The sequence below is a fragment of the Exiguobacterium sp. s130 genome (genome assembly GCF_018619055.1).
Taxonomy (GTDB): Bacteria; Bacillota; Bacilli; order Exiguobacteriales; family Exiguobacteriaceae; genus Exiguobacterium_A.
The window spans coordinates 160120-179755 of the sequence record NZ_JACSNI010000003.1 but is presented as its reverse complement, the minus strand read 5'-3'; the positions used below and the strand labels follow the sequence as shown (position 1 = coordinate 179755).

At 48.2% G+C, this 19636-nt stretch carries 27 protein-coding genes; 4 read left to right on the top strand and 23 right to left on the bottom strand.

The features are described from left to right. Positions 1 to 18 precede the first annotated feature (18 nt). Both HZS85_RS08580 and HZS85_RS08575 read left to right on the top strand, forming a co-directional pair. On the top strand, positions 19 to 951 hold the full coding sequence (locus HZS85_RS08580) for a DUF1385 domain-containing protein (protein WP_214855071.1): 933 nt from the start codon (positions 19 to 21) through the stop codon (positions 949 to 951). A 20-nt stretch (positions 952 to 971) separates the two neighbouring features. Continuing rightward, complete coding sequence (locus HZS85_RS08575) at positions 972 to 1373, top strand: SA1362 family protein (protein WP_023467573.1); 402 nt, start codon at positions 972 to 974, stop codon at positions 1371 to 1373. A gap of 57 nt (positions 1374 to 1430) precedes the next feature. Here HZS85_RS08575 and hpt read toward each other — a convergent pair whose 3' ends face one another. The 3 genes from hpt to HZS85_RS08560 all read right to left on the bottom strand — a co-directional run bounded on the left by hpt (position 1431) and on the right by HZS85_RS08560 (position 3385). Then, positions 1431 to 1958 carry a hypoxanthine phosphoribosyltransferase gene (hpt, locus tag HZS85_RS08570; RefSeq protein WP_035398306.1) on the bottom strand — a complete coding sequence of 176 codons (528 nt, stop codon included), beginning with the start codon at positions 1956 to 1958 and terminating at the stop codon, positions 1431 to 1433. 149 nt (positions 1959 to 2107) lie between these two features. Then, entirely contained in the window at positions 2108 to 2530 is a 423-nt protein-coding gene (mntR, locus tag HZS85_RS08565; protein WP_035398709.1) for a transcriptional regulator MntR, read from the bottom strand. A 24-nt stretch (positions 2531 to 2554) separates the two neighbouring features. Beyond that, complete coding sequence (locus HZS85_RS08560; RefSeq protein WP_214855069.1) at positions 2555 to 3385, bottom strand: lipoate--protein ligase family protein; 831 nt, start codon at positions 3383 to 3385, stop codon at positions 2555 to 2557. Positions 3386 to 3523: 138 nt separating this feature from the next. On the opposite strand from HZS85_RS08560, the gene HZS85_RS08555 reads away from it, so the two are divergent. Continuing rightward, positions 3524 to 3904, top strand: a complete 381-nt coding sequence (locus HZS85_RS08555) for a rhodanese-like domain-containing protein (RefSeq protein WP_023467569.1) — start codon at positions 3524 to 3526, stop codon at positions 3902 to 3904. A 66-nt stretch (positions 3905 to 3970) separates the two neighbouring features. On the opposite strand, the gene gcvPB is transcribed toward HZS85_RS08555, so the two are convergent. From gcvPB to HZS85_RS08510, 8 genes are all read right to left on the bottom strand, one after another. Further along, positions 3971 to 5440 carry an aminomethyl-transferring glycine dehydrogenase subunit GcvPB gene (gcvPB, locus tag HZS85_RS08550; RefSeq protein ID WP_214855066.1) on the bottom strand — a complete coding sequence of 490 codons (1470 nt, stop codon included), beginning with the start codon at positions 5438 to 5440 and terminating at the stop codon, positions 3971 to 3973. After that, positions 5433 to 6779, bottom strand: coding sequence for an aminomethyl-transferring glycine dehydrogenase subunit GcvPA (gene gcvPA / locus HZS85_RS08545; RefSeq protein WP_214855063.1), 1347 nt, complete (start codon positions 6777 to 6779; stop codon positions 5433 to 5435). Before gcvPA ends, gcvPB begins: the two co-directional genes overlap by 8 nt. Before the next feature lie 13 nt (positions 6780 to 6792). Further along, positions 6793 to 7875, bottom strand: a complete 1083-nt coding sequence (gene gcvT / locus HZS85_RS08540) for a glycine cleavage system aminomethyltransferase GcvT (RefSeq protein WP_214855059.1) — start codon at positions 7873 to 7875, stop codon at positions 6793 to 6795. Between the two features lie 184 nt (positions 7876 to 8059). Further along, positions 8060 to 8374, bottom strand: coding sequence for a hypothetical protein (locus HZS85_RS08535; RefSeq protein WP_214855057.1), 315 nt, complete (start codon positions 8372 to 8374; stop codon positions 8060 to 8062). Beyond that, the gene (locus HZS85_RS08530) at positions 8371 to 8856 is read right to left on the bottom strand and encodes a shikimate kinase (RefSeq protein ID WP_214855055.1); all 486 of its coding nucleotides are present in this window, start codon (positions 8854 to 8856) and stop codon (positions 8371 to 8373) included. Before HZS85_RS08530 ends, HZS85_RS08535 begins: the two co-directional genes overlap by 4 nt. Continuing rightward, the gene (locus tag HZS85_RS08525) at positions 8849 to 9121 is read right to left on the bottom strand and encodes a hypothetical protein (RefSeq protein ID WP_251137904.1); all 273 of its coding nucleotides are present in this window, start codon (positions 9119 to 9121) and stop codon (positions 8849 to 8851) included. The genes HZS85_RS08530 and HZS85_RS08525 overlap by 8 nt, the downstream gene beginning before the upstream one ends. 282 nt (positions 9122 to 9403) lie before the next feature. After that, on the bottom strand, positions 9404 to 9763 hold the full coding sequence (locus HZS85_RS08515) for a type II secretion system protein (protein ID WP_214855051.1): 360 nt from the start codon (positions 9761 to 9763) through the stop codon (positions 9404 to 9406). Between the two features lie 5 nt (positions 9764 to 9768). After that, entirely contained in the window at positions 9769 to 10230 is a 462-nt protein-coding gene (locus tag HZS85_RS08510) for a prepilin-type N-terminal cleavage/methylation domain-containing protein (RefSeq protein ID WP_214855048.1), read from the bottom strand. A gap of 313 nt (positions 10231 to 10543) precedes the next feature. Here HZS85_RS08510 and HZS85_RS08505 point away from each other — a divergent pair, with 313 nt between their 5' ends. Then, a complete protein-coding gene (locus HZS85_RS08505; protein ID WP_214855045.1) occupies positions 10544 to 10750 on the top strand; it encodes a hypothetical protein in 207 nt (68 codons plus the stop codon). Between the two features lie 50 nt (positions 10751 to 10800). Here the strand turns inward: HZS85_RS08505 and HZS85_RS08500 are convergent, their stop codons facing one another. The 12 genes from HZS85_RS08500 to HZS85_RS08445 form a co-directional block, all read right to left on the bottom strand. After that, complete coding sequence (locus HZS85_RS08500) at positions 10801 to 11157, bottom strand: MAG6450 family protein (protein ID WP_214855042.1); 357 nt, start codon at positions 11155 to 11157, stop codon at positions 10801 to 10803. Beyond that, entirely contained in the window at positions 11158 to 11616 is a 459-nt protein-coding gene (locus tag HZS85_RS08495) for a Panacea domain-containing protein (protein WP_214855039.1), read from the bottom strand. A gap of 221 nt (positions 11617 to 11837) precedes the next feature. Further along, entirely contained in the window at positions 11838 to 12098 is a 261-nt protein-coding gene (locus HZS85_RS08490) for a holin (protein ID WP_214855036.1), read from the bottom strand. 23 nt (positions 12099 to 12121) lie between these two features. Then, positions 12122 to 12796 (bottom strand): M15 family metallopeptidase, encoded by a 675-nt coding sequence (locus HZS85_RS08485; protein WP_214855033.1) that lies wholly within the window; start codon positions 12794 to 12796, stop codon positions 12122 to 12124. 12 nt (positions 12797 to 12808) lie between these two features. Next, positions 12809 to 13225, bottom strand: a complete 417-nt coding sequence (locus HZS85_RS08480; protein ID WP_214855030.1) for a hypothetical protein — start codon at positions 13223 to 13225, stop codon at positions 12809 to 12811. A 114-nt stretch (positions 13226 to 13339) separates the two neighbouring features. Then, positions 13340 to 14992: a family 43 glycosylhydrolase gene (locus HZS85_RS08475; RefSeq protein ID WP_214855027.1), complete on the bottom strand. Its 1653-nt coding sequence runs from the start codon at positions 14990 to 14992 to the stop codon at positions 13340 to 13342. After that, positions 14976 to 15146: a hypothetical protein gene (locus HZS85_RS08470; RefSeq protein ID WP_214855023.1), complete on the bottom strand. Its 171-nt coding sequence runs from the start codon at positions 15144 to 15146 to the stop codon at positions 14976 to 14978. The genes HZS85_RS08475 and HZS85_RS08470 overlap by 17 nt, the downstream gene beginning before the upstream one ends. 2 nt (positions 15147 to 15148) lie before the next feature. After that, a complete protein-coding gene (locus HZS85_RS08465; RefSeq protein WP_214855020.1) occupies positions 15149 to 15577 on the bottom strand; it encodes a hypothetical protein in 429 nt (142 codons plus the stop codon). Between the two features lie 18 nt (positions 15578 to 15595). Next, entirely contained in the window at positions 15596 to 17347 is a 1752-nt protein-coding gene (locus HZS85_RS08460; protein WP_214855017.1) for a fibronectin type III domain-containing protein, read from the bottom strand. Then, positions 17344 to 18033, bottom strand: coding sequence for a putative phage tail protein (locus tag HZS85_RS08455; protein WP_214855014.1), 690 nt, complete (start codon positions 18031 to 18033; stop codon positions 17344 to 17346). Before HZS85_RS08455 ends, HZS85_RS08460 begins: the two co-directional genes overlap by 4 nt. Continuing rightward, on the bottom strand, positions 18030 to 19154 hold the full coding sequence (locus HZS85_RS08450; protein ID WP_214855011.1) for a baseplate J/gp47 family protein: 1125 nt from the start codon (positions 19152 to 19154) through the stop codon (positions 18030 to 18032). The genes HZS85_RS08455 and HZS85_RS08450 overlap by 4 nt, the downstream gene beginning before the upstream one ends. Beyond that, on the bottom strand, positions 19138 to 19632 hold the full coding sequence (locus tag HZS85_RS08445; protein ID WP_214855008.1) for a GPW/gp25 family protein: 495 nt from the start codon (positions 19630 to 19632) through the stop codon (positions 19138 to 19140). Before HZS85_RS08445 ends, HZS85_RS08450 begins: the two co-directional genes overlap by 17 nt. Positions 19633 to 19636: the final 4 nt, after the last annotated feature.

Sequence of the window (19636 nt, the reverse complement as noted above, 5' to 3'; positions counted from 1 at the left end):
GACGGGATGCGTTCTATTATGAAAACGACTAATCCGCCGGTCGGTGGTCAAGCCATCGTCGAAGGCGTCATGTTCCAAAATGCGACCCATGCGGTCTCTGCGATTCGTCGAAATGATGAATCGATCGAGACGTTCGCCCAACAAAAACCGATTCGACCACGAATCGCCAAAGGCAAAAAAATCCCACTTCTGCGTGGCTTGTTCGCTTTGATGGAGTCCTCAGCGAATGGTGCCAGTCACATGAATTTCGCAAGTGATCGCTACGGCGTTAAACCCGGTGAAGAACAACCAGAAGAGTCAACGGCTAGTCCATTGACGAAATGGCTCGGCGTAGCTGTCGTCGGAGTCCTATCATTCTTCTTCGGTAAATTACTTTTTACATTACTACCTGCTTTCCTTGCGTCACTATTCGATGTGTTCCCTGCTTTATCAGGACATGTCATTCAAAATGTCATCGAAGCAACAATCAAATTAACGCTTTTGTTCAGTTACCTCTACGTGATTTCATTGACTCCGCTCGTCAAACGACTCTTTCAATATCACGGTGCAGAGCATAAGGTCATCAACTGCGTCGAATCAGGACGCCCACTCACGGTCGAAAACGTTCGCGTCAGCAGTCGTCTTCATTACCGTTGCGGCTCGAGTTTCTTGATCTTCACCGTCATCGTCGGATTTTTCGTCTATCTGATCGTGCCAACGGATCCGCTCTGGTTGCGTCTCGTCTGCCGGATCGCTTTATTACCGGTCGTCATCGGTCTTTCATTTGAAGTGTTGCAGCTGACGAACAAAGCACAGCACATCAAAGGACTTCGCGTCATCGCCTTGCCTGGCCTATGGTTACAATACTTGACGACGAAAGAACCGGACGATGCACAGATCGAGGTTGCGATTTATGCGTTTGAAGCATTGGAAAAACAGGAACATAACCTACATGAGAATGCACTGGGTTAATCGATAACAGGGGTGATATTATGATCAGACAACGCATTGGTTCTACATTTGCACTCGTCGTGTTACTGTTCGCTTTTGTCGGCTTCGGATATAAACTCGTCAATAATCCAAGTAGTCTGTTTTCACAATTGCTGTTCTTCGGGATTACCGCCGGGATCATCTTCTTGCTCTTTAAGTTCCTGACTCGTAATCGAAGCGTCGGAACGGGCGCAAATGCTCAGTACCGAAAATCCGTCGCTCAATCAAAAAAGATGCATGGCTCTTCGAATTCTGTTCGCCGGACAGACTTTAAGAAAAAACCGGTCAAGTCTTCAAAAGCGCCGGCATCGAATAAAGTCAGACCGTTGCGGGATCGTTCAAAAGCGCCTCATCTGACAGTTATCGAAGGAAAAAAAGGCAAAAAGAAAAAACGTGCTTTCTAATTTCAGAAGTACATTAAAAAGGAGATTCGTCATGCGACGAACCTCCTTTTTTCGTGTTCAATCCGTTTCAACCCAACCGATATACGGTAGATTGCGGTATTCCTCCGCACAATCGATTCCGTACCCAACAACGAAGTAATCCGGAATCTCGAAACCGACATAGTCTGCGTCGAGTTCTACTTCACGACGTGCCGGTTTATCAAGCAATGTACATACTTTGAGAACTCCGGGTTGATGTAATTTCATGTGATCACATAAGAAATGGAGCGTCCGCCCTGTGTCGATGATATCTTCTATGACGACGACATATTTCCCTTGCACATCGAGATCGAGATCTTTCTTCAACTGAACACGCCCGGAAGAGACGGTCTTTGTTCCGTAAGAAGAGCACGCGACTGTATCAATTTGAACGCTTCCTTTGATTTCACGCATCAAATCGGCAGCAAAGACCATCGACCCTTTTAACACGACGACGAGAACGATTTGACGCCCAGCCGCATCCACTTCGATCTGTTGTGCTAATTCACGAACCTTTTCTTTCAGTTGTGACTCCGACACTAATTTTTCTTTAATAGTGATTTCCATGACAAGGTGCGAACACCCGCCACCCCCTTCGTCCATTTTCAGGCTCAGTATAGCATATCTACCTTGAAATGCGCACTTTATCATAAAAATGTAATGAATCGTTCGTGTTTGAGAACTTTTTTTAGCAAGGAACTATAAAAAAACAAGCCTCAATCCTCTGGATGGGCTTGTTGATAGCGATGCAGTTCCTCTTTCAAACCAGGACGTTCCGCAAAGAACTGAATCATTCCGTTAATCTTATCCAACGCTTCGATACTAATATGATGCTCGATTCCTTCGACATCCTTATAGATCAGTTCTTCATCCACACCAACGAGACGAAGAAAATCTTCAAGTAAGGCGTGTCGTTCCACGAGACGCTTTCCGATTTTGCGTCCTTTAGGTGTCAGCATGAGACCCCGATACTTTTCATAAACAAGGTACGTCTCCCGGTCGAGCTTTTGAACCATCTTCGTTACCGAGGACGGGTGAACTCCTAACGACTCCGCTATATCCGATACGCGAGCGTATCCTTTATCTTCAATCAGTTTATAAATTTGTTCCAAATAATCTTCCATACTCGGAGTTGGCACGACATCACCTTCCCATTTCATTCATTAGCGTTTCCAGTTCCACTCATCACTACGGTATTTCTCGGCAAGACGCTCAATCTCCTGCCACTGCTCACTCGTGAATGTCAACGGAACGAACGACAAATCAAGCGCGTCTTCGAAGCCTTTCGTGAACGCTTCTCGTACCTCGTCAAATGCGACAGCGCGACCTGCTAGCTCGTTCAAAGCGACAGCTTTTCCTGAAAAACGCGCTTTCATCCGCTCGCGCGTCGACTCATCATCATACAAGAAACAATCAAACAATTCACCTTCATCGACAGAGAGTGGGACCGAACCGTGCTGTAAGACAACGCCTTGATGGCGGACTTGTGCACTTCCTGCGACTTTCCGTTTTCCGACAGCAAGTTCATAATACGATGCTGCATCAAAACAGACGGCTGATTTCGGCTTCCGTAATTCTTCTTTTTCCTCTTCCGTCAACGGTACGGAAAACTCGACCGGAATGCCGAGGTGATGGTATCCTTTGCGAATCCCTTCCGTCAACATCCGATAACTTTCGATGACCGTGCGTGGTAAACCTTCTGTATCTTCCGGGATGACGACACTGTATGTCAACTCGTCCGCATGCAAAACAGCGCGTCCTCCTGTCATCCGACGCACGATCGGAATCCCGAGCTCTGCAATCCGCTTTCGATCGATATCACGGGTTGCCCGTTGAAAATGACCAACACTTAATCCACGTGGTTCCCATGAGTAAAAACGAAGCGTCGGCGCGATCTCCCCCCGCCCGACGAACTGAATCAATGCTTCATCGATTGCCATGTTCATTGCCGGCTCCATCGCCGGCGTCGTCAACACTTGCCACTCTCTGTTCACTTGAGCACCCCCAAAACGTTTCCGTCTTAGTGTATCAAACCCATTCTCGGTCGCGCAATCACGAGTCGATTGCCGAAATCGATTTCGTTGACTATAATGAAACAGAGGTTAAACGAACGAAGGGGTTGGAAGTCGAATATGGAAACTGGAACTATCATTACGATCGTATTATGGGTCGCGCTGATCGCCTACATCGCTTGGCGTTTCATGCCGGTCAAAGGCATCACGAAATTGTCGCAAGAAGAATTCCGTGCGAACTACCGTAAAGCACAAATCGTCGATGTTCGCGAGACACAGGAATTCAAAGGTGGACACATCGTAGGTGCCCGTAACATCCCGGTCAGCCAAATGAAGATGCGCTCGAAGGAATTACGAAAAGACATGCCGATTTACTTGTATTGTCAAGGTAGCATGCGTTCTTCACAGGCTGCAAAAGTCTTGAAAAAAGCAGGCTATACGAATCTGTATCAGTTAAAAGGCGGATTCAAGCAGTGGTCAGGAAAAATCAAACGGAGCTAATGCTTCGTTCATCGCAAAAAGAGGATCTCTCCTTCGTCGGAGAGGTCCTCTTTTTTATGAAACAGCTTATGCGTGTACTTCTTGTTTTGGTTCGTAGCGTAAGACGGGTTTTCGAGCAGCAAGTGTCTCGTCCATCCGTTTGACGACCGTCGTGTGTGGTGCGTTCAAGACGACATCCGGTGTCTCTTCGACCTCTTTTGCAATCTGGAGCATCGCATCACAGAAGGCATCGAGTGTTTCTTTCGACTCTGTTTCCGTCGGTTCGATCATGATACACTCCTCGACGTTCAACGGGAAGTAGATCGTTGGTGGATGGTATCCAAAGTCAAGCAGACGTTTAGCGATGTCAAGCGTCCGGACACCTAGTGCTTTTTGACGTTTACCCGACAAGACGAATTCGTGCTTGCAATAGACGTCGTATGGCGCGTCATACGCACCTTTGAGACGAGCCAACATATAGTTCGCATTCAAGACCGCTTCTTTTGAAACGCGAGCAAGTCCTGCGCCACCCATTGTCCGAATATAACTATACGCACGAACGTTGATGCCGAAGTTACCGTAGAATGGTTTGACGCGACCGATTGCTTCCGGGCGATCGTAGTCGAGGACATAACGCTCTTCTTCTTTTCGGACGATTGGTTTTGGCAAGTATGGAATCAAATCTTGTTTGACACCTACTGGACCCGATCCTGGTCCGCCACCACCGTGTGGTCCTGTGAACGTCTTATGCAAGTTCAAGTGGACGACATCAAAGCCCATGTCCCCTGGACGAGCGATGCCCATGATCGCATTCGAGTTCGCACCATCATAGTACAGCTTTCCGCCTGCTTCATGAACCGCTTGTGCGATTTCGACGATATCCGACTCGAATAAACCAAGCGTGTTCGGATTCGTCAACATGAGTGCCGCTGTATCGTCACCGACTTTTTTCTTTAAGTCCGCTAAATCAACAAGACCACGTTCATCCGATAAGACCGTCACGGTATCGAAACCAGCGACCGATGCCGATGCCGGATTCGTTCCGTGCGCGGAGTCTGGAACGAGAACCTTCGTCCGCTTGAAATCACCACGCGCATGATGATATGCCTTAATCAGCATCAAACCTGTCCATTCACCATGTGCCCCCGCAGCTGGCTGAAGCGTCACTTCATCCATTCCTGTGATGACCGCAAGTTTTTCTTGCAGATCATACATCAAACCGAGTGCACCTTGAACACTTTCGACTGGTTGAAGAGGATGAATGTGTGCAAACCCAGGAAGGCGCGCCATATCTTCATTGATTTTCGGATTGTATTTCATTGTACATGAACCAAGTGGGTAGAATCCAGAATCCACACCATGATTACGGTTCGAAAGCGCCGTGTAGTGACGAACGAGATCAAGTTCAGACACTTCCGGTAGCGCCACGTCTTCCTTCCGTAACATCGACTCTGGTAACAATTCTTCTACTGCCACCTCATCGACAGTCGGAAGCGGCAAGCTATAGGCGATACGACCCGGTTTGGAAATTTCAAAGATCAATGTTTGCTCATTCATGTGTGAGTCCCCCTAACGCTGTCACGAATTGATCCAACTCTTCATTCGTCCGTAATTCCGTTGCACAAACGAGCATCTCATTTTGACGCGCCGCGTCATAAGCACCTAACGGTAAACCCCCGATGATTCCGTGCTCGAGCAATTGTTGACTCGCTTGTGTCGCGTCGATTGGTAATGTAACAACGAATTCATTGAAACTCGGTCCATCGTCAACGATCGTCAAGCCAGCTTGTTTCAGCTTTTGCTTTAATGCATACGCCGTTTGCAAGTTGCGTGTCGCGAGTTCTCGGATTCCCCGTTTTCCGAGTGCGCTCATCGCGATCGAAGCAGCGAGTGCATTCAACGCTTGGTTCGAACAGATGTTAGATGTCGCTTTGTCACGGCGAATGTGTTGTTCACGTGCTTGTAACGTCAGAACGAAGCCCCGTTTTCCGTTTTCATCAACGGTCTGTCCAACGAGACGTCCCGGAATCTTACGCATTAATGCTTTTGTCGTCGTAAAATAACCACATGTCGGTCCTCCAAAACTTTGTGGAATTCCGAACGGTTGGCAGTCTCCGATCGTAATGTCGGCGCCAAGTTTACCTGGTGCTTCTAAGATACCGAGTGCCAGTGGGTTCGCAGAGACGATGAAGAGCGCACCACGTGCATGTGTCGCATCGGCCAATGCTTGTAGTTCTTCGACACGACCGTAGAAGTTCGGATACTGCACGATGACACAGGCAACGTCTTCGATGGCATCGAGTTGATCGATCCGTGTGACACCTTGCTCAAACGATAATGTCTCGACGTTTAGTCCTGGACCGTTCGCATACGTCCGAACGACATCGTGTGCTTCCGGGTGAACGCCGTCTGAAAGAACGATCGTCTTTTTCTTCGTATGGGAACACGCAAGCATGGCCGCTTCCGCTAACGCCGTAATACCGTCATACATTGACGAGTTCGCGACGTCCATCCCTGTCAATTCACAAATCATCGATTGGAATTCAAAAATCGCTTGTAGTTCACCTTGCGAAATCTCTGGCTGATACGGTGTATAGGCAGTGTAAAACTCTGAGCGCAGCAACATATGATTGACGACAGCAGGTGCATAATGATCATAGATGCCAGCGCCAAGGAACGATGGATATTGTTTCGTATTCATGTTTTGGTCGGCAAGCTTCGAGAGTGTCCGAATCAAATCCGTTTCCGGAAGTGGTACACCGACTTTTTCCAATGTACCGTTATCACGGACGGATGCCGGGATATCAGCGAGTAAATCTTCAATCGATGCTGCACCGATTGTCTGTAACATCGCCTGCTCATCTTCTGTTGTCATTGGTAAATAACGAAAATCCATAGAAATATCCCCCTTATTTCGTGCGACGATAAAACGGTGTCGCTGTTCGTTTCGCTGCTAGACGTTTTCCGCGTACTTCTACTTCAAATTCTTCTTTCTCCGCCACTTCAGAAGGAACGAGCGCCCAAGCGATTGCTTTTCCGACTGTCGGCGGTAACGTACCCGTCGTCACGACACCTACGACTTCTCCGTCATGCCAAACCGGTGCATCTTGACGCGCAATCCCTTTATCAAGTAGTTCAAGACCAATCAATCGTCTCGGTGCACCTTGTTCTTTCTGTTGTAACAAGACTTCCGAACCAACGAACGATTTGACTTGTGGTTTGACCGCAAAACCCATTCCGGCTTCGATGGGTGAAATCGTTGCTGATAATTCATGTCCATACAGCGGAAGACATGCCTCAAAACGTAATGTGTCACGTGCCCCAAGCCCGCATGGTACGACACCTTGATCAAGCAATGCTTGCCAGACAGCAGGTGCGTCACCAGCTGCCATGTAGAGTTCGAATCCATCTTCCCCTGTGTACCCACTACGTGAGACGATCATTTCCACTCCTGCAATCGTCCCTCGTTGGAACTTGAAAAATCCGATCTCCGATAAAGCAAGTGGTGTCATACCGGAAAGGATGGCTTCCGCCCGTGGTCCTTGGACCGCAATTTGACCATATTGTTCCGATTGATTCTCAAGCGTGACGTCCCCTGTTAGATAGTGGCGTAAATGTTGTTCGTCTTTTTCAATGTTCGAAGCATTGACAACGAGAAGATAATCCGTTTCTGCTAAACGATAGACGAGTAAATCATCCACTGTTCCACCGTCTTCTTGGCATAAGACGTTATATTGCGCTTGCCCCACCGCAATCTTTGAAATATCATTTGATAACGTGGCTTGTAAAAATGTCAGAGCATCCGGTCCGCTGACGAACAGTTCACCCATGTGCGAGACATCGAACATGCCGACGTTCTCTCTTACTGCAACGTGTTCTTCTTTAATCGAGGAAAACAAAACTGGCATTTCAAACCCCGCAAAATCCACCATCTTACCGGTTTTCGAAACCGTTTCGAATAATGGTGTTCTTTTCAATGTCGTCTGACTCATACAAATCCCCCTATTAACGAACGTTTTCACTCTCTCTTCTCATTAATGTTCCATTTTCAAATTTATCTTACCAATTTAAATCATAATTATCTAGTATTATTCGGAAAAAGGAACATACGAAAAAGAGAGAAAGGACCCTGTCCCTTCTCTCCTATTGTTTCATATTCTTCCCATGAAAGCCATTTCAAAATTGTTTGATTCCGGCAGTTCGTTTGATTTCCTCCTGGAGTCGACGACCTTCCGTCACCAATTGGCTTGTTCCTTGCTTCACACGATTTCCTTCTTCAGTGATTCGATTGATATTTCCTTTGATTTGATCGATTCGCTGCGTCGTATGATCAATGTTCGTCTGCAAGGTTTGCTGACGAATCGTAAAGCGCTCCATCAATTGCTTTAATTGTTGAATATCCTGAGATAGCTTCTTCTTGTAAAGAATGAATCCGAACAACACAAGTCCTACGATGGACAATAAAATAATACCTAACGTAATCCAAATCATGACTTTTCCTCCAATACAGTTTCAATCGCATGAACCAACTCTTCGATTGATGTCGTTCCTTCAATGCGAACAGTGGCAACTCCAGCATACAAAGAATAGCGACGATCGAATAAATGCTTCACCTGTTCCCGTTCTGTCACGAGTGGACGATTCGAGTCAGAAGCAATCCGTTTCCAGATGACATCAAATGGCGTATCAATCCAAATGACTGTCCCTGCCTTTTTCATGAACAGTCGGTTCTCTTCTCGTTCGACGATTCCACCACCTGTGACGACTACCTCCGCTTTGCTGTTCCTCAACAATTCGCTCTCGTGTGTACGAAATCCTGCTTCGCCATGCTCAGCAAAAAAAGAAGGAATCGTTTGTCCATGTTTCTGTTCGAAGTGTTCATCCAATTCGTCGACCGTGTATCGTCCACGTAATCGATGTCCGACGGCTGATTTACCAGTTCCCATAAAGCCAATCAAATAAACCTTACTCATGTGTAACGACCGCCTCGATTCTTTGACCATTCTCTAATCTCGCTTCCATTTTAAAGCCTTTATCGGTCACTGTACAGCTGACTTGCCCGATTGGATAGCGGAGGGTCTCATCCTTCGTACAATCTGCTTTTGCCGCGCGGATGAGAGATTCGAGTTGTAGTGCTTCTTGTTCCAACTGATGATGGCGCATTTCTTCGTCAATTTGCTGACAAGAAATCAAGAGCACGACTCCCATTCCTAGAAGTAACAGTAAGGTCTGAATCAAGATGAATCCGTCTTGACGCATCGGAAGGAACGTTTGCTGTCGTTCAACTGAATTGAAAGGATCTCGGCAGTGCTTGTCACAGTGTAATGTTTGACATCGCGAGCGTATGTCAGTTCACCTCCTTGTTCTTTCTTGAGGCGTAGTTGATCTTGCACACGGACGAGACGCCATTTTTCAGCCGTCTCTCCCGGATTAACGTCCATTCCGCGAATCTCATCTCCAACGCGTTCACACATCGTACTCCGCCACATGAGCCGTTCTACGGTATGAAAGAACAGTTCTTCATTTATTCGATTGACTTCTGGTGGGCGAACGAGTGGTGTCAGCGTCAAAATCGCCAACAGGAGCAACGGACTGATCCACAGGACGAACGATAGTTCGAGGAGGGTCATTCCGGATTCCGCTCGCAAGACATGTCGTTTCATTGCACCACGCTCCTTGCTTCAGAACATAGGACACTGTTCGGTTTTCAACTTGATCCGTCGCCATCTGCTCAAGCTGTTTCGTCTCTTGTTCCCAGTTGATTTGTTTCGTTCGTAAATCGAGATAAGGATCGATCGCTAGCATTATGAAGACACCCATCGCAACGATAGAGAGAATCACTTCGAGCAAAGAGAAACCCGCTTGTCGTTTGTCCTGCATACTTCTCACCTCACTTTACGGATTGCCATTTGATAGTTCCCAAGTAAGAATTTAATTTCATACTCGGCTGTTGCCGAACGGCAAGACCACGTCGCTGCATAAATCGAGTGATAGCTCTTAAAGTAGATGATGCGGTTTGACGGGGGAACGGCACATGTATGCCCATTCTGGAACGTTCGTTGCCATAACAGCCGGTCATCCGTAAGAACAAGGTATCCTGTCCCGTCTCCACGAAATCGAAACTGCATCAATGCTTGATCTTGTTTCGAGTACTGCATAAGCCGAAGCGTCTGAATATCTTGTTCCATCAGACGAACCTCTTGTTCAAGCGGAATCCAGTCCGGTCGTTTTTCAAACAGTGCCGGTAACAACAAAACAAGTAAACAAGCAATGATTGTCAGTACCGCCGTCATCTCAAATAAGGTAAATCCTTGTTCACTTCGTAAGTTCGCCAGTCTTCGGATCATACGTATACGTCTCCTGATCACAGACGAGGGCATTCGGTTTATCAGCTGTTCCCCGATTGATCGTCTGAAGTGATTCTGGATACTTCTTCTCTTTGGCATAATACTGTTCCTTTTTCAGCGGTAGTATTCAATAGTAGGAAGTGGGGATAAGACGCGGTTTTCTGACCGATTGTATTTCAAGAAGAAGATAAAAAAATGTGCAATTCACTGTGCAGTGTGCAATTCGTGTGCAGGTTTCGTGCGGTTTGCTTCATACCCACGCCGGGTATAGATAAGCATTGACCGTCGGACTGTTTCACACAAGGAGGAGCACATGAAAGTTTTGCTCGTGAACAAGACGCAGATCGTACTGTCGGGAGAGGCACCTGAGATCCTCGCCGCGTTCGACCGTCTGACGAAAGGCTTGCAGGTCGATGTCCTGAAGCAGACGGAGAACCTGATGCAGCTCGACGTCACGGCAAGCCAAAAGAAGCGGGAGCGTTTCGAGGAACAACTGAAGATGCAACTGGGAGTGTCCTGAACGGGCACTCTTTTTGCGCACAAAAAAAGACCTTCTGCATGTGCAGAGGGTCACTTGTGAAACTTATGGTTTGGATCAAGGCGAATGACTTTAAAACGCCCTTCTTCAATGACTCCATGAATGCGAAAACCATCCTTCACTTTATAGTGAACCACATTCTTTTCGTTGAAAGTATCATCACTATCAGACGGTCGCCGGAATTTACTATCCACCTCTTGAAAAGACATACCGGATACAAGGTCTAAAAAGTTTTGGAATTGTTTCATGTGCTGAAGTTGGAGTTCTTTGAAACCATAGTTGTTCGCGAGTTTATACTTAAATGAAATGATAAACGGGGCTTGCGTTCGGTTCGTTAACGCTTTTCCTACTGGTTTCTTAGGCTTGACGCGAGCTAACTGGCGAGGCATTTAACAATCATCCTCTTCAATTAAAATTGAACTATAAAAATTGCGCATTAAATCCATTGGGATTGGCTCCTTGCATCGATTATCAGCGTCTGGTCTAAACGTGTGTTTCCAAGGATCTTCGGTATGAGTGAGTGCCTCCAAAGAATTTCCGGTTTGGTCACCGTACGTGTACCAAACACTTTCAAGTAAATCTAGTTCTTCACTTGAAAATTTGCTGAAATCCTCAGCTACTGAAGGTATACTTCTATACCCGTACTCTTTATATCTGTCGTATAGTTCTGGTGATACTGGACCGTGGCGCCATGCCTGGAATTCAGTATCTGGTGCAACATTTTCCCCCCGAAGCGTGTAAATCCACGCTACCGCATAATACGAAAGTTTTTGTAATTTCTTGTTGGTCATACTCTCTTTCGAAAGGAAGAAGTTTGCGACATCAAAGATTGATGATTGTTCACGCATGTATAACATCTCCTTCATGCTACTTTTTTTGCTACGAGAATGAGAACAATAATTGTCTCCATATGGAGACATTTTATGCCTACATTTCTATTACGATTTTTGTCGCACTTATGATTCACTTTATTATCGTCATTGCGGTGTCATTTGTACAGTATATTCCCGCGACAATTTTCGACAAACTTGTTACACAAAAAAATCCCACCCGTGAGGGCAGGATAGAATCATGCTTTAGTTGTGCCGTCGCGTTTGCTCGTCAGCTCGTACAAGCCGGAAGCGGACAGACCAGACAGTGCGCCTGCCCAGAGACGGAGATAGAGATCGATGTCACTGATCGGCGCCGCAAGAAAGCCAATGGCGAGACCGACGACGACACCGAGTAACGGGATAAAGTTCTTCTTTACGTTAAACGCCTGCTTGATGATTTCGTTTACACCAAGTGTGACAGGTGCGATTAATGTCGCTAACAGTAATATTTCAGTCAAAGGTATTCCCCATTTCGTTTGGATTAAAAGAGCATGTTCCAGGTATCTTTACCGACGACACCGTCTGCATCGAGTTTCTTACGTTTCTGATAGGCTTTTACAGCTTTCTCGGTAGCGGCATCGAACTTACTTGTCACCGGTACCCCGACCGCTCGTTGAACCCGTTCAATGTCCTTCTGGAACATCTTCTTCGCTTCTTGTGTCCGGTACAGAGGATATTTCGGAACGGGAACGATTGCCTTGCCGTCGCCTTGTGGTGCAGCAGGCTTGCTCGCTGGCTTCGGTGCCGGTGTAGCAGCAGACGCGGCAAGTACCTTGTCTGATCCGTAGCCTTTGTAGTTGTACTGCAAGTGCGGCTTATCGACGAAGGATGCCCAGTCGCCACCCCACTCGAAGCCAAGACGTTTTGCTTCTGCTAACGCCTTCTTGATGTCCGCACGACCATAGCCTGCCCAGTCTGCTTTACCATTCGTGATAGGTACGAAGTCGAGCGCTTGCCCGACGAGGTGATAAGACGTCATCGTTTGCGATGCACCTGAACGAACATTCGCGAGCTGTTCTGCATACGTCCGGCGTGCGTCGTAGATCAACAGTTCGATGTCGTTCTTGATGAGGAAGTCGTACCATTTGAGTGCGGCTTTCTTCGTGTTCGGTGCCAGTTCCGCGAGTGCTGCGCGGTTTCGTTTGTCATAGTACATGGTGTAGCCTCCTTATTTATAGAAGATGCCGAGAATCGTGGCGATGCCGCCGAGTGTCGGGACGATGATGAGTGACCATTTTCCGAACGCCGCCCATATACGCTCGCTTTGTTTGTCCTTCACTTCCACGTTAAGCGTCTGTTCCTTATGCTTGCGGTTGGATTCGTTCTCGAGTGCTGTTGCTAGTTGCGAGATGACGAGCTCTTGCGATTTGAATAGCCCACGCGTCATTTCCTGCGAATCGCGGATGACCGAGCGGGTCTCACGGGACGCATCATTGAGCGTGGATTTGATTTCGAGTTGTGAGCGCTCAACAGCTCCCAGTTTGTCGTTAATCGAGGTAATTTCGACACGCATCTTTTCGTCCGATTGTTCGAGCAACGCAATGCGTTCCCCATGGTTCTGCACGGTCTGGATGATGGAATCCATGTTGTCGGCTCCTTCCAAGCGATGACCCCCTACTGCGTTTAGTCTGTGTCTGGATGTCGGTTCATGATGAAGCCCGTAGGCAAAAGAAAAACGCCCGGTCAGGGGCGTTAGGGTTTACTTCCGTAATCTGAATGTAGAGGATGCCACTTTCACGAACTCGATGACGACTTCGTTGTTGTTATTACTCGCTCCAACCACGAAAGAGCCCCCTGGCACGGTGATGTTCGTCCCAGTTGTGATAGTTAATTTTGCCGTATTTGAAAAGACTGCTACACCGAAGCGCGATCCATCAGGCAAACTTTGAACACCTGATAGTGTGGCATCTGAAGAACCGGATAGTACGTAAATTACTCCATCCTCTACCGCCAGGTTCGATTGCGTTAAACCGATTGTCGTAAAGTCTACACGTTTCCAACCAAAACGTGCGCCGAGATTCAGTTTTTCAGATAACTTTTTTAAACTCGGTTGCTTTGGCTTGAAATTATTCAATGCTTCGACAAACTCGAATTCGATCATCATGTCCCCTTCTCCGTACTTCGCATCCCACTTTGTATTATTCGGTACTCCAACGATAGTCGAACCACTCGCGATTGTAATGCTCGCATCCGAGTTTGAGCCGATGTGGAAATAAAAACGCTTCGCTTTCGATGGGTTTTTGAATCCCGAAATCGTCACTTGCTCGGAACCGCTGACGGTGTATACCACATTGTCTAAAACTTCTAATTCCGAAACGATGTTGTTCGTCGCAAGTGAAGATAATGGGATATACAAATCGTAGGTGTTCGGTGAGGAAATGGTATTCGCAGTTCTATATTTCATTAAAACTTGTTTTGCCTCTACCTGTGAAATAACGAATGCACTACCGTGGCGTATGCGTTCTTTCGCTTTCAACATCTTTCTTTCAGACCAGTTGATCAAATCAGTACTTGTAGTGAAGTAGGTAATTCCTCTATCGTTTTTATACCCGTCAGCATACAAATAAAATTTGCCGTTGAAACGAACTGCAGAAAGTCCCTCCGTTTCTTGTATCGGCGAAATGTTGTCGGATAATTTTGTATACACGCCATTCACAGAGGTACTTCGCCATTGTTCGATTTTTTTATCGTTTTCGTCTTTCACAAACACGTAGTAAAAATCATTATCGCGAATTAGACACGGATCAATCTTATTCGTGTCTTCTAACGTCATAGGTGTAGCATTTTCGAATATCATGCTTTCGGCGTTCAGCATTTTTGTTATATACGGACGGAACGAAGGAATGGTCGTTCCGGATATATCGACATCTGTACCTATTTGCTTAGATAGCAACACATAGAAATTATCTCCATCGACGAAAATTTCCGGTGCCCAAATCCTTGTCGAAGAAGAACCTCCTAGTCCAACACTCAGCGTCTTTGTTGTCCAGTTCACCAAATCCTCTGAATGAGATAATACGAAATCATGAGGGTTGTATCCTGTATGCGCCATGTAAAAGCGCCCTTTAAAAAACGCGATTGATGGATCGCGTTGGTTGTTAAACTTAGCGCTATTCGTATTTAAGCGAATGATGTTTTCGCCGTCACTCGATAGATATAATGAATTCGAAAAATCAGAAGTGCTTTTGAAAAATGAAAACAATAAAATTTCATTGTTGTTTTTTTCAAGTCGCGTCACTTCATTTTTTAATATCTCATCGATCGTTTCACCTAACCTTTTAAAGTCACGGTGTGCTTTAAAGCTATCACTTCCGTCCGGAACAGGAAATCCATAATTAAGCGTTAGCCCCATTGTCCATCTCCTCCATTTGTTTTAAGACATATGGTTGTAAACGAGCCGGCACTTCATTGATGGTCCGCATCCCCGCTTGGATGGATCGTACGTAAGCATTTACTGCCAATTGGTCGAGTCGTGATAATGGTGGTAGCTCTGTCATTTCTTCCATGTTCATTCGCCTCCTAAAATGATCTCATAGATGCTCAACAAAAATTCATTCGTCTCGATACTCGATTCCTGTAAAGCGAGGTTCGATTTGTATAATGCCAAGTTCATTTCCGATAGTTCTACGTTCTGATCCTGTAGCGCCTTGATCTGCTCGTCGCGTAACTCCTTCGCCGTCTTCGGCTTCGGTTTGTTCTCTTCTGCGAGTCCGTGCGTGAACAGGGCGTCGAAGTTCTCCTGCACGTACCCAATCAGGTTGTCGCGGTCGACGATCGTCACTTCGACCTCGTCCCATTCGTAATATTGCCGTTCGAGTTCGTTCTCGTCGTCTGCCTTGAGTACGACGTTCTGGCGAAGGCGCACGAACGCCTCACCTGTCGCATCGATGAAACGGATCCACACCGGTTCTGGTGACAATGTACTTCGGACCTTCATTCCGACACTTCCTTTCACTTAATACGCAAGTCGTGCGCTCACTCTCGGGTATTGCCCGACAGAGAACCATGTATTCGCGGTATTCATTCGGAATATACCGGCCGCGAAGTTGTCAGACCCGTCGCCTCCGACATGAATACTTGCACTCGCAGAATAGGTTCCGTAGTCATACAATCCTGAATTCGATGTCCCTTCGATCGATTTCGGCAAGAAACCAGCTTCTACTGAATCGAAGATATCTGAAATCTGACCTACAGTATCTCCGCCAAAACCCGTCTGTACTGTCGTCGTGTAGCCTTGTCCTGTGTTGTTAAATGCGCGATTACCAATTAAATAAGCGTTCCCTGAAGTAATAAATACTCCGTCGACGTAGCGGCTCATCGCCCCAAAGACATCTTCGATACCGCGATAGCTGACCACTGTATCGGCTCGCGTATACCGTTCTGCGACTGTCTTCCCGTAGGTACTGTTTCCATATGTCGCCGTCGCTCCGACGCGCAACACCGCCCCGTCGACGCCCCCGTAAGGATTATTAGTATCTCCGATTCCGATGGCTGCTTGCGAATTGAAATTCGCATACTCCACGAGGTAGAGCAATTGAACTGCACTGACGAGATGAAAATCTTCGATGCCCCACCCAGGACCATGAGATTGCGCCATTTCTCGGAACGTCCCGATATCGGTGTGATTGAGAGCAATGACGTTCGAATAAGAGAACAGCTTACTCCCTACTTTCGTACCTAAGAACGCACCGATATAACGTTTTTCAACCTCGTCTGCTTTACCCGTTCCGCGATCTCGGTAAAACGCGGGGTGAATGATGAAGCCCGCTGCCGGACCGTTCGCGATCCAGAATTCGAACCCTGTCGCAGTGGGTACCTTCTTGAACCAGAACTTTGGAATCTCGACCATGACGTTTCCTTTCGTCCCGTCATGCGCGAACGTTGGGTCCCCTTGGTAGGAAGTAACCGTTCCATCACTAACTAAGTTACAACGACGCATGCCTGCCCATGGGAGAACGTTCGAGAAATCGCTCGTTTTGATTCCTTCGTTCGTTGAGACGTTCCGTCCTATCGCATCACCCAAACGCAACACTTGACCGGTCGCTTTGTTCCAAGACAACCCGAATGTCATGACCGCTTGCGGAGTTGCTTTAACACGGTTATCGGGGTTCCCGTTCGAATTTTGTGATGTATCAATCGGGAAAAACTGATAATAGTACTGCGTGCCATTGACGAGTCCGTTATCGACGTAGCCATTCGTTTTATATTGATCCCTTACAGCGGAAGTCACGACTGTCGTTCCGTCGTTCGCGCTCGTTGGGTAACTTCCGATTTTTCGGACGACGCGTGTCACATACCAGTCACTGTCGGTGGGATCCGTCCATTTCAACGTCACGGACCCACTCGACGTGTCTGCTGCAATCCCTGAGACATTTCCGGGAGGTGTTCGGTCGATGTTCGATTGCACGTTGCGCCACTTATCAATCAACGCATCGAATTTTAAAGTGTCGTTGTCCTGCGGGTTGACCGACAATACTTCCTTGTCACCAATCTTATAGGCAGGTAACTGCGCGGTAGAAATCTTCCCATTAACATCCAGTCCCGGATATCCGTTCGGCTTATTTTTGTTGGTCTTCGGTTCCATCTTGGCGAGTTCGTCAGTCAACACTTTATCCGTTTCGTCCGCCAGTCGATTGATATCCCGCACGACGTCCGCTGGCATCGCGTCGTCAATTTTCGTTAGTTGATAATTGGATGTCTTCGTCATGTCTTGTCCTCCTTGTTCGATAGTTGTTGATATGTCAACCCTGTCGCTTCAAGCACATCATACGTGCTGTACATCGCTTCTGCTTCGTCGTACGTGTCGTAGTCGAGCTTACGGACGAGTAGTTGCTTGTAGGTGAGGTGAGTTGCTTTCAGTTCCGCATAGTCATCGAAGTAGTTCTTGACCGTGTGATACGTCGTGAACTTGAACTTGTAGACGATCGCGTAGTAGGCAGGGATGTTCTTCGCGAGGACGAGCTGGACGTCTTCAATCCGTTCCGGAATCCCGTAGGTGTCGCGGAACTCGATCGTATAGATGAATTGGTCATAGTCGATCGTGATGTCGACGAGACCACCCGTGAACACCCCTGCGAGTGCTTCTAAGTCCTCGATGGTCAATGCCTTCCCGCCTCGCATCGTCGCCCGTAAGCGCGAACGTCGTGCGTCGAGAGAACGGGCAATACCGTCTCGCAGTCCGTAGAAGTCTTCCTTGAGCGACAACCCCCAGTCCGTCGCCGTCTCGATGAGCAGTTCCGAATAGAGGTAGCGGTCGATTGTCTCCTGTTGCTTGCTGAGGGCATACGCCCCCGCGAGGAAGATGCTGTTCATGTCGAGGTGCTCGCGCCAGTAGTCCGCGCTCATGTCGAGGAACTCCTGCTGCATCTCGTAAGCCAGTGGCGTAATCGTCATGTCAGCGTCACCGCCCCGAGCGTCGCGATCTCCTTGACGCCTGGCGTGATGTTCGCCGTCCCGCCGTTGACGAGCAGGTTCTCGACGTCGATCATGCCCGGCTGGTCAATCAAGAGGTTGAACAGTTGCGCATAGCGGATGACCTCCCCGCTGAACGCGAGGGCGGCTAAGTAGTCTTGTAGTGCCTGTTCGAACGCGACCTTGACGTCGCTGAAAACGGCGTCCGCCTCGATCGTGATGTTCGCTTCGATCGAGATCGGTAACGGATTCGGGGCAAACACGAAGTTTTTCGCGATCAGGGCCCCTTTCGCGCTGACCTTTGCTTGCGCTTCTGCGACCTGTTCGAGCGTCGGCATGCCTTCTTTCGAGGCGACGAGCACCGTGACGCTACCCGGTGACGGATCCGCGCGGAAGACCTTCGCCTTCGTGATCCCGACCGCTTCAAGCGCCCATGCTTCATAATCATCGGTGTTACCTGCGCCTGAGCGGTTCCGGGCGACAAGACGCATGCGGCTTCTCAGGTCATCGTCGGATTCTTGGTCAACACCTTGCGTCGTTGCTTCTTCGTTCGTTACCTTGACGATGTCGCGGAAATCCCCGTCTACCGTATTGATGGCCCCACGCACCGGGTTATAGACAATCCCGACCTCGCTCGCCGTGGCGGTCGTCGTGACCTCACCGGGAATCAAGTAGTCGGGATCGGGTTGTACTTCCGGTGGTACGATCACAGCGTCCGCATCGAGTACGTACTGGAGTCCACCTTCCGTATATAAAAACGTCCCTTGTGGCACCGTCACCGCACTCATCGCGGATAGGGTCACAGGGACGATGGCTTTGACGCCGGGCTTCCGTCCGTCCGTCAGGACATCTTTTGCATGTTCATCGAGATAGGCACCGTAGGACAGTTGCGGGATTGCCGCGCGGATGCCGTAGCCGATGTCGTTCGAGAGTGCCGCTGCCGTCGTTGCTGCAGGACGGGTCGCGTCCCAAATCGGTTCCCCGATCTCGACGCTCGCTTGGGCATCGTTTTCCTTGACGACCTGCAACATCTCGTCGTGAATGTCGTCGACCGCCCGCATCGGGGTGACGAGCGACAAGTCAATATCAAATTCCGATTCCATCTATACTCACCTCTTCCGTCGTTCCGTTATTCGGCGTGATGTAAAAGCTGAATGCTACCTTGTCCCCGTCGAGGGTGACGTTGCCGACCGAGATCGACTCGACGTCCGGTAGTTCGGTCACCGCCAGTTCACAGTAGGCTTGGATCTCATTCTCGATGTCCTCGACGGACGGGAATGCCCGGTTGACGAGCGTGTAGAGGTACGAGCCGTAGAAGTCAGTCTCGATGTCGTCGAGCGTCGTGATCTTCGGATAGACGTCGACCTGTCCGCGTGCCGTCACCATGTATTTCGCTGTCCGGTGCACCGTCGCCATGTCGCCGTCGACCTTGCCACCGAAGCGTCCCGAGCGCCAGTCCATCGCCCATGTCGCGGTCCGGAGCTCACTACCGATGTCCTGATTCGCGACGACGTTGTTCTCATTGTTCTCGTCATCGATCCCGAGCAACAGCTCGTCGAAGACGTCATAGGTCTCTGCCATGTCA

Bases quoted from the DNA above. Each gene is read 5' to 3' on its own strand.
- HZS85_RS08510 (WP_214855048.1), bottom strand. From the start codon at position 10,230: ATGATCCGAAGACTGGCGAACTTACGAAGTGAACAAGGATTTACCTTA.
- HZS85_RS08465 (WP_214855020.1), bottom strand. From the start codon at position 15,577: ATGAAGGTCCGAAGTACATTGTCACCAGAACCGGTGTGGATCCGTTTC.
- HZS85_RS08475 (WP_214855027.1), bottom strand. From the start codon at position 14,992: ATGGGGCTAACGCTTAATTATGGATTTCCTGTTCCGGACGGAAGTGAT.
- gcvPB (WP_214855066.1), bottom strand. From the start codon at position 5,440: ATGAATGAGCAAACATTGATCTTTGAAATTTCCAAACCGGGTCGTATC.
- HZS85_RS08575 (WP_023467573.1), top strand. From the start codon at position 972: ATGATCAGACAACGCATTGGTTCTACATTTGCACTCGTCGTGTTACTG.
- HZS85_RS08580 (WP_214855071.1), top strand. From the start codon at position 19: ATGAAAACGACTAATCCGCCGGTCGGTGGTCAAGCCATCGTCGAAGGC.
- HZS85_RS08455 (WP_214855014.1), bottom strand. From the start codon at position 18,033: ATGACGATTACGCCACTGGCTTACGAGATGCAGCAGGAGTTCCTCGAC.
- HZS85_RS08460 (WP_214855017.1), bottom strand. From the start codon at position 17,347: ATGACGAAGACATCCAATTATCAACTAACGAAAATTGACGACGCGATG.
- gcvT (WP_214855059.1), bottom strand. From the start codon at position 7,875: ATGAGTCAGACGACATTGAAAAGAACACCATTATTCGAAACGGTTTCG.
- HZS85_RS08470 (WP_214855023.1), bottom strand. From the start codon at position 15,146: ATGGAAGAAATGACAGAGCTACCACCATTATCACGACTCGACCAATTG.
- gcvPA (WP_214855063.1), bottom strand. From the start codon at position 6,779: ATGGATTTTCGTTATTTACCAATGACAACAGAAGATGAGCAGGCGATG.
- HZS85_RS08485 (WP_214855033.1), bottom strand. From the start codon at position 12,796: ATGTACTATGACAAACGAAACCGCGCAGCACTCGCGGAACTGGCACCG.
- HZS85_RS08530 (WP_214855055.1), bottom strand. From the start codon at position 8,856: ATGAGTAAGGTTTATTTGATTGGCTTTATGGGAACTGGTAAATCAGCC.
- HZS85_RS08555 (WP_023467569.1), top strand. From the start codon at position 3,524: ATGGAAACTGGAACTATCATTACGATCGTATTATGGGTCGCGCTGATC.
- HZS85_RS08535 (WP_214855057.1), bottom strand. From the start codon at position 8,374: ATGATTTGGATTACGTTAGGTATTATTTTATTGTCCATCGTAGGACTT.
- HZS85_RS08500 (WP_214855042.1), bottom strand. From the start codon at position 11,157: ATGCCTCGCCAGTTAGCTCGCGTCAAGCCTAAGAAACCAGTAGGAAAA.
- HZS85_RS08495 (WP_214855039.1), bottom strand. From the start codon at position 11,616: ATGCGTGAACAATCATCAATCTTTGATGTCGCAAACTTCTTCCTTTCG.
- HZS85_RS08445 (WP_214855008.1), bottom strand. From the start codon at position 19,632: ATGGCAGAGACCTATGACGTCTTCGACGAGCTGTTGCTCGGGATCGAT.
- HZS85_RS08515 (WP_214855051.1), bottom strand. From the start codon at position 9,763: ATGCAGGACAAACGACAAGCGGGTTTCTCTTTGCTCGAAGTGATTCTC.
- HZS85_RS08480 (WP_214855030.1), bottom strand. From the start codon at position 13,225: ATGGATTCCATCATCCAGACCGTGCAGAACCATGGGGAACGCATTGCG.
- hpt (WP_035398306.1), bottom strand. From the start codon at position 1,958: ATGGAAATCACTATTAAAGAAAAATTAGTGTCGGAGTCACAACTGAAA.
- HZS85_RS08450 (WP_214855011.1), bottom strand. From the start codon at position 19,154: ATGGAATCGGAATTTGATATTGACTTGTCGCTCGTCACCCCGATGCGG.
- HZS85_RS08505 (WP_214855045.1), top strand. From the start codon at position 10,544: ATGAAAGTTTTGCTCGTGAACAAGACGCAGATCGTACTGTCGGGAGAG.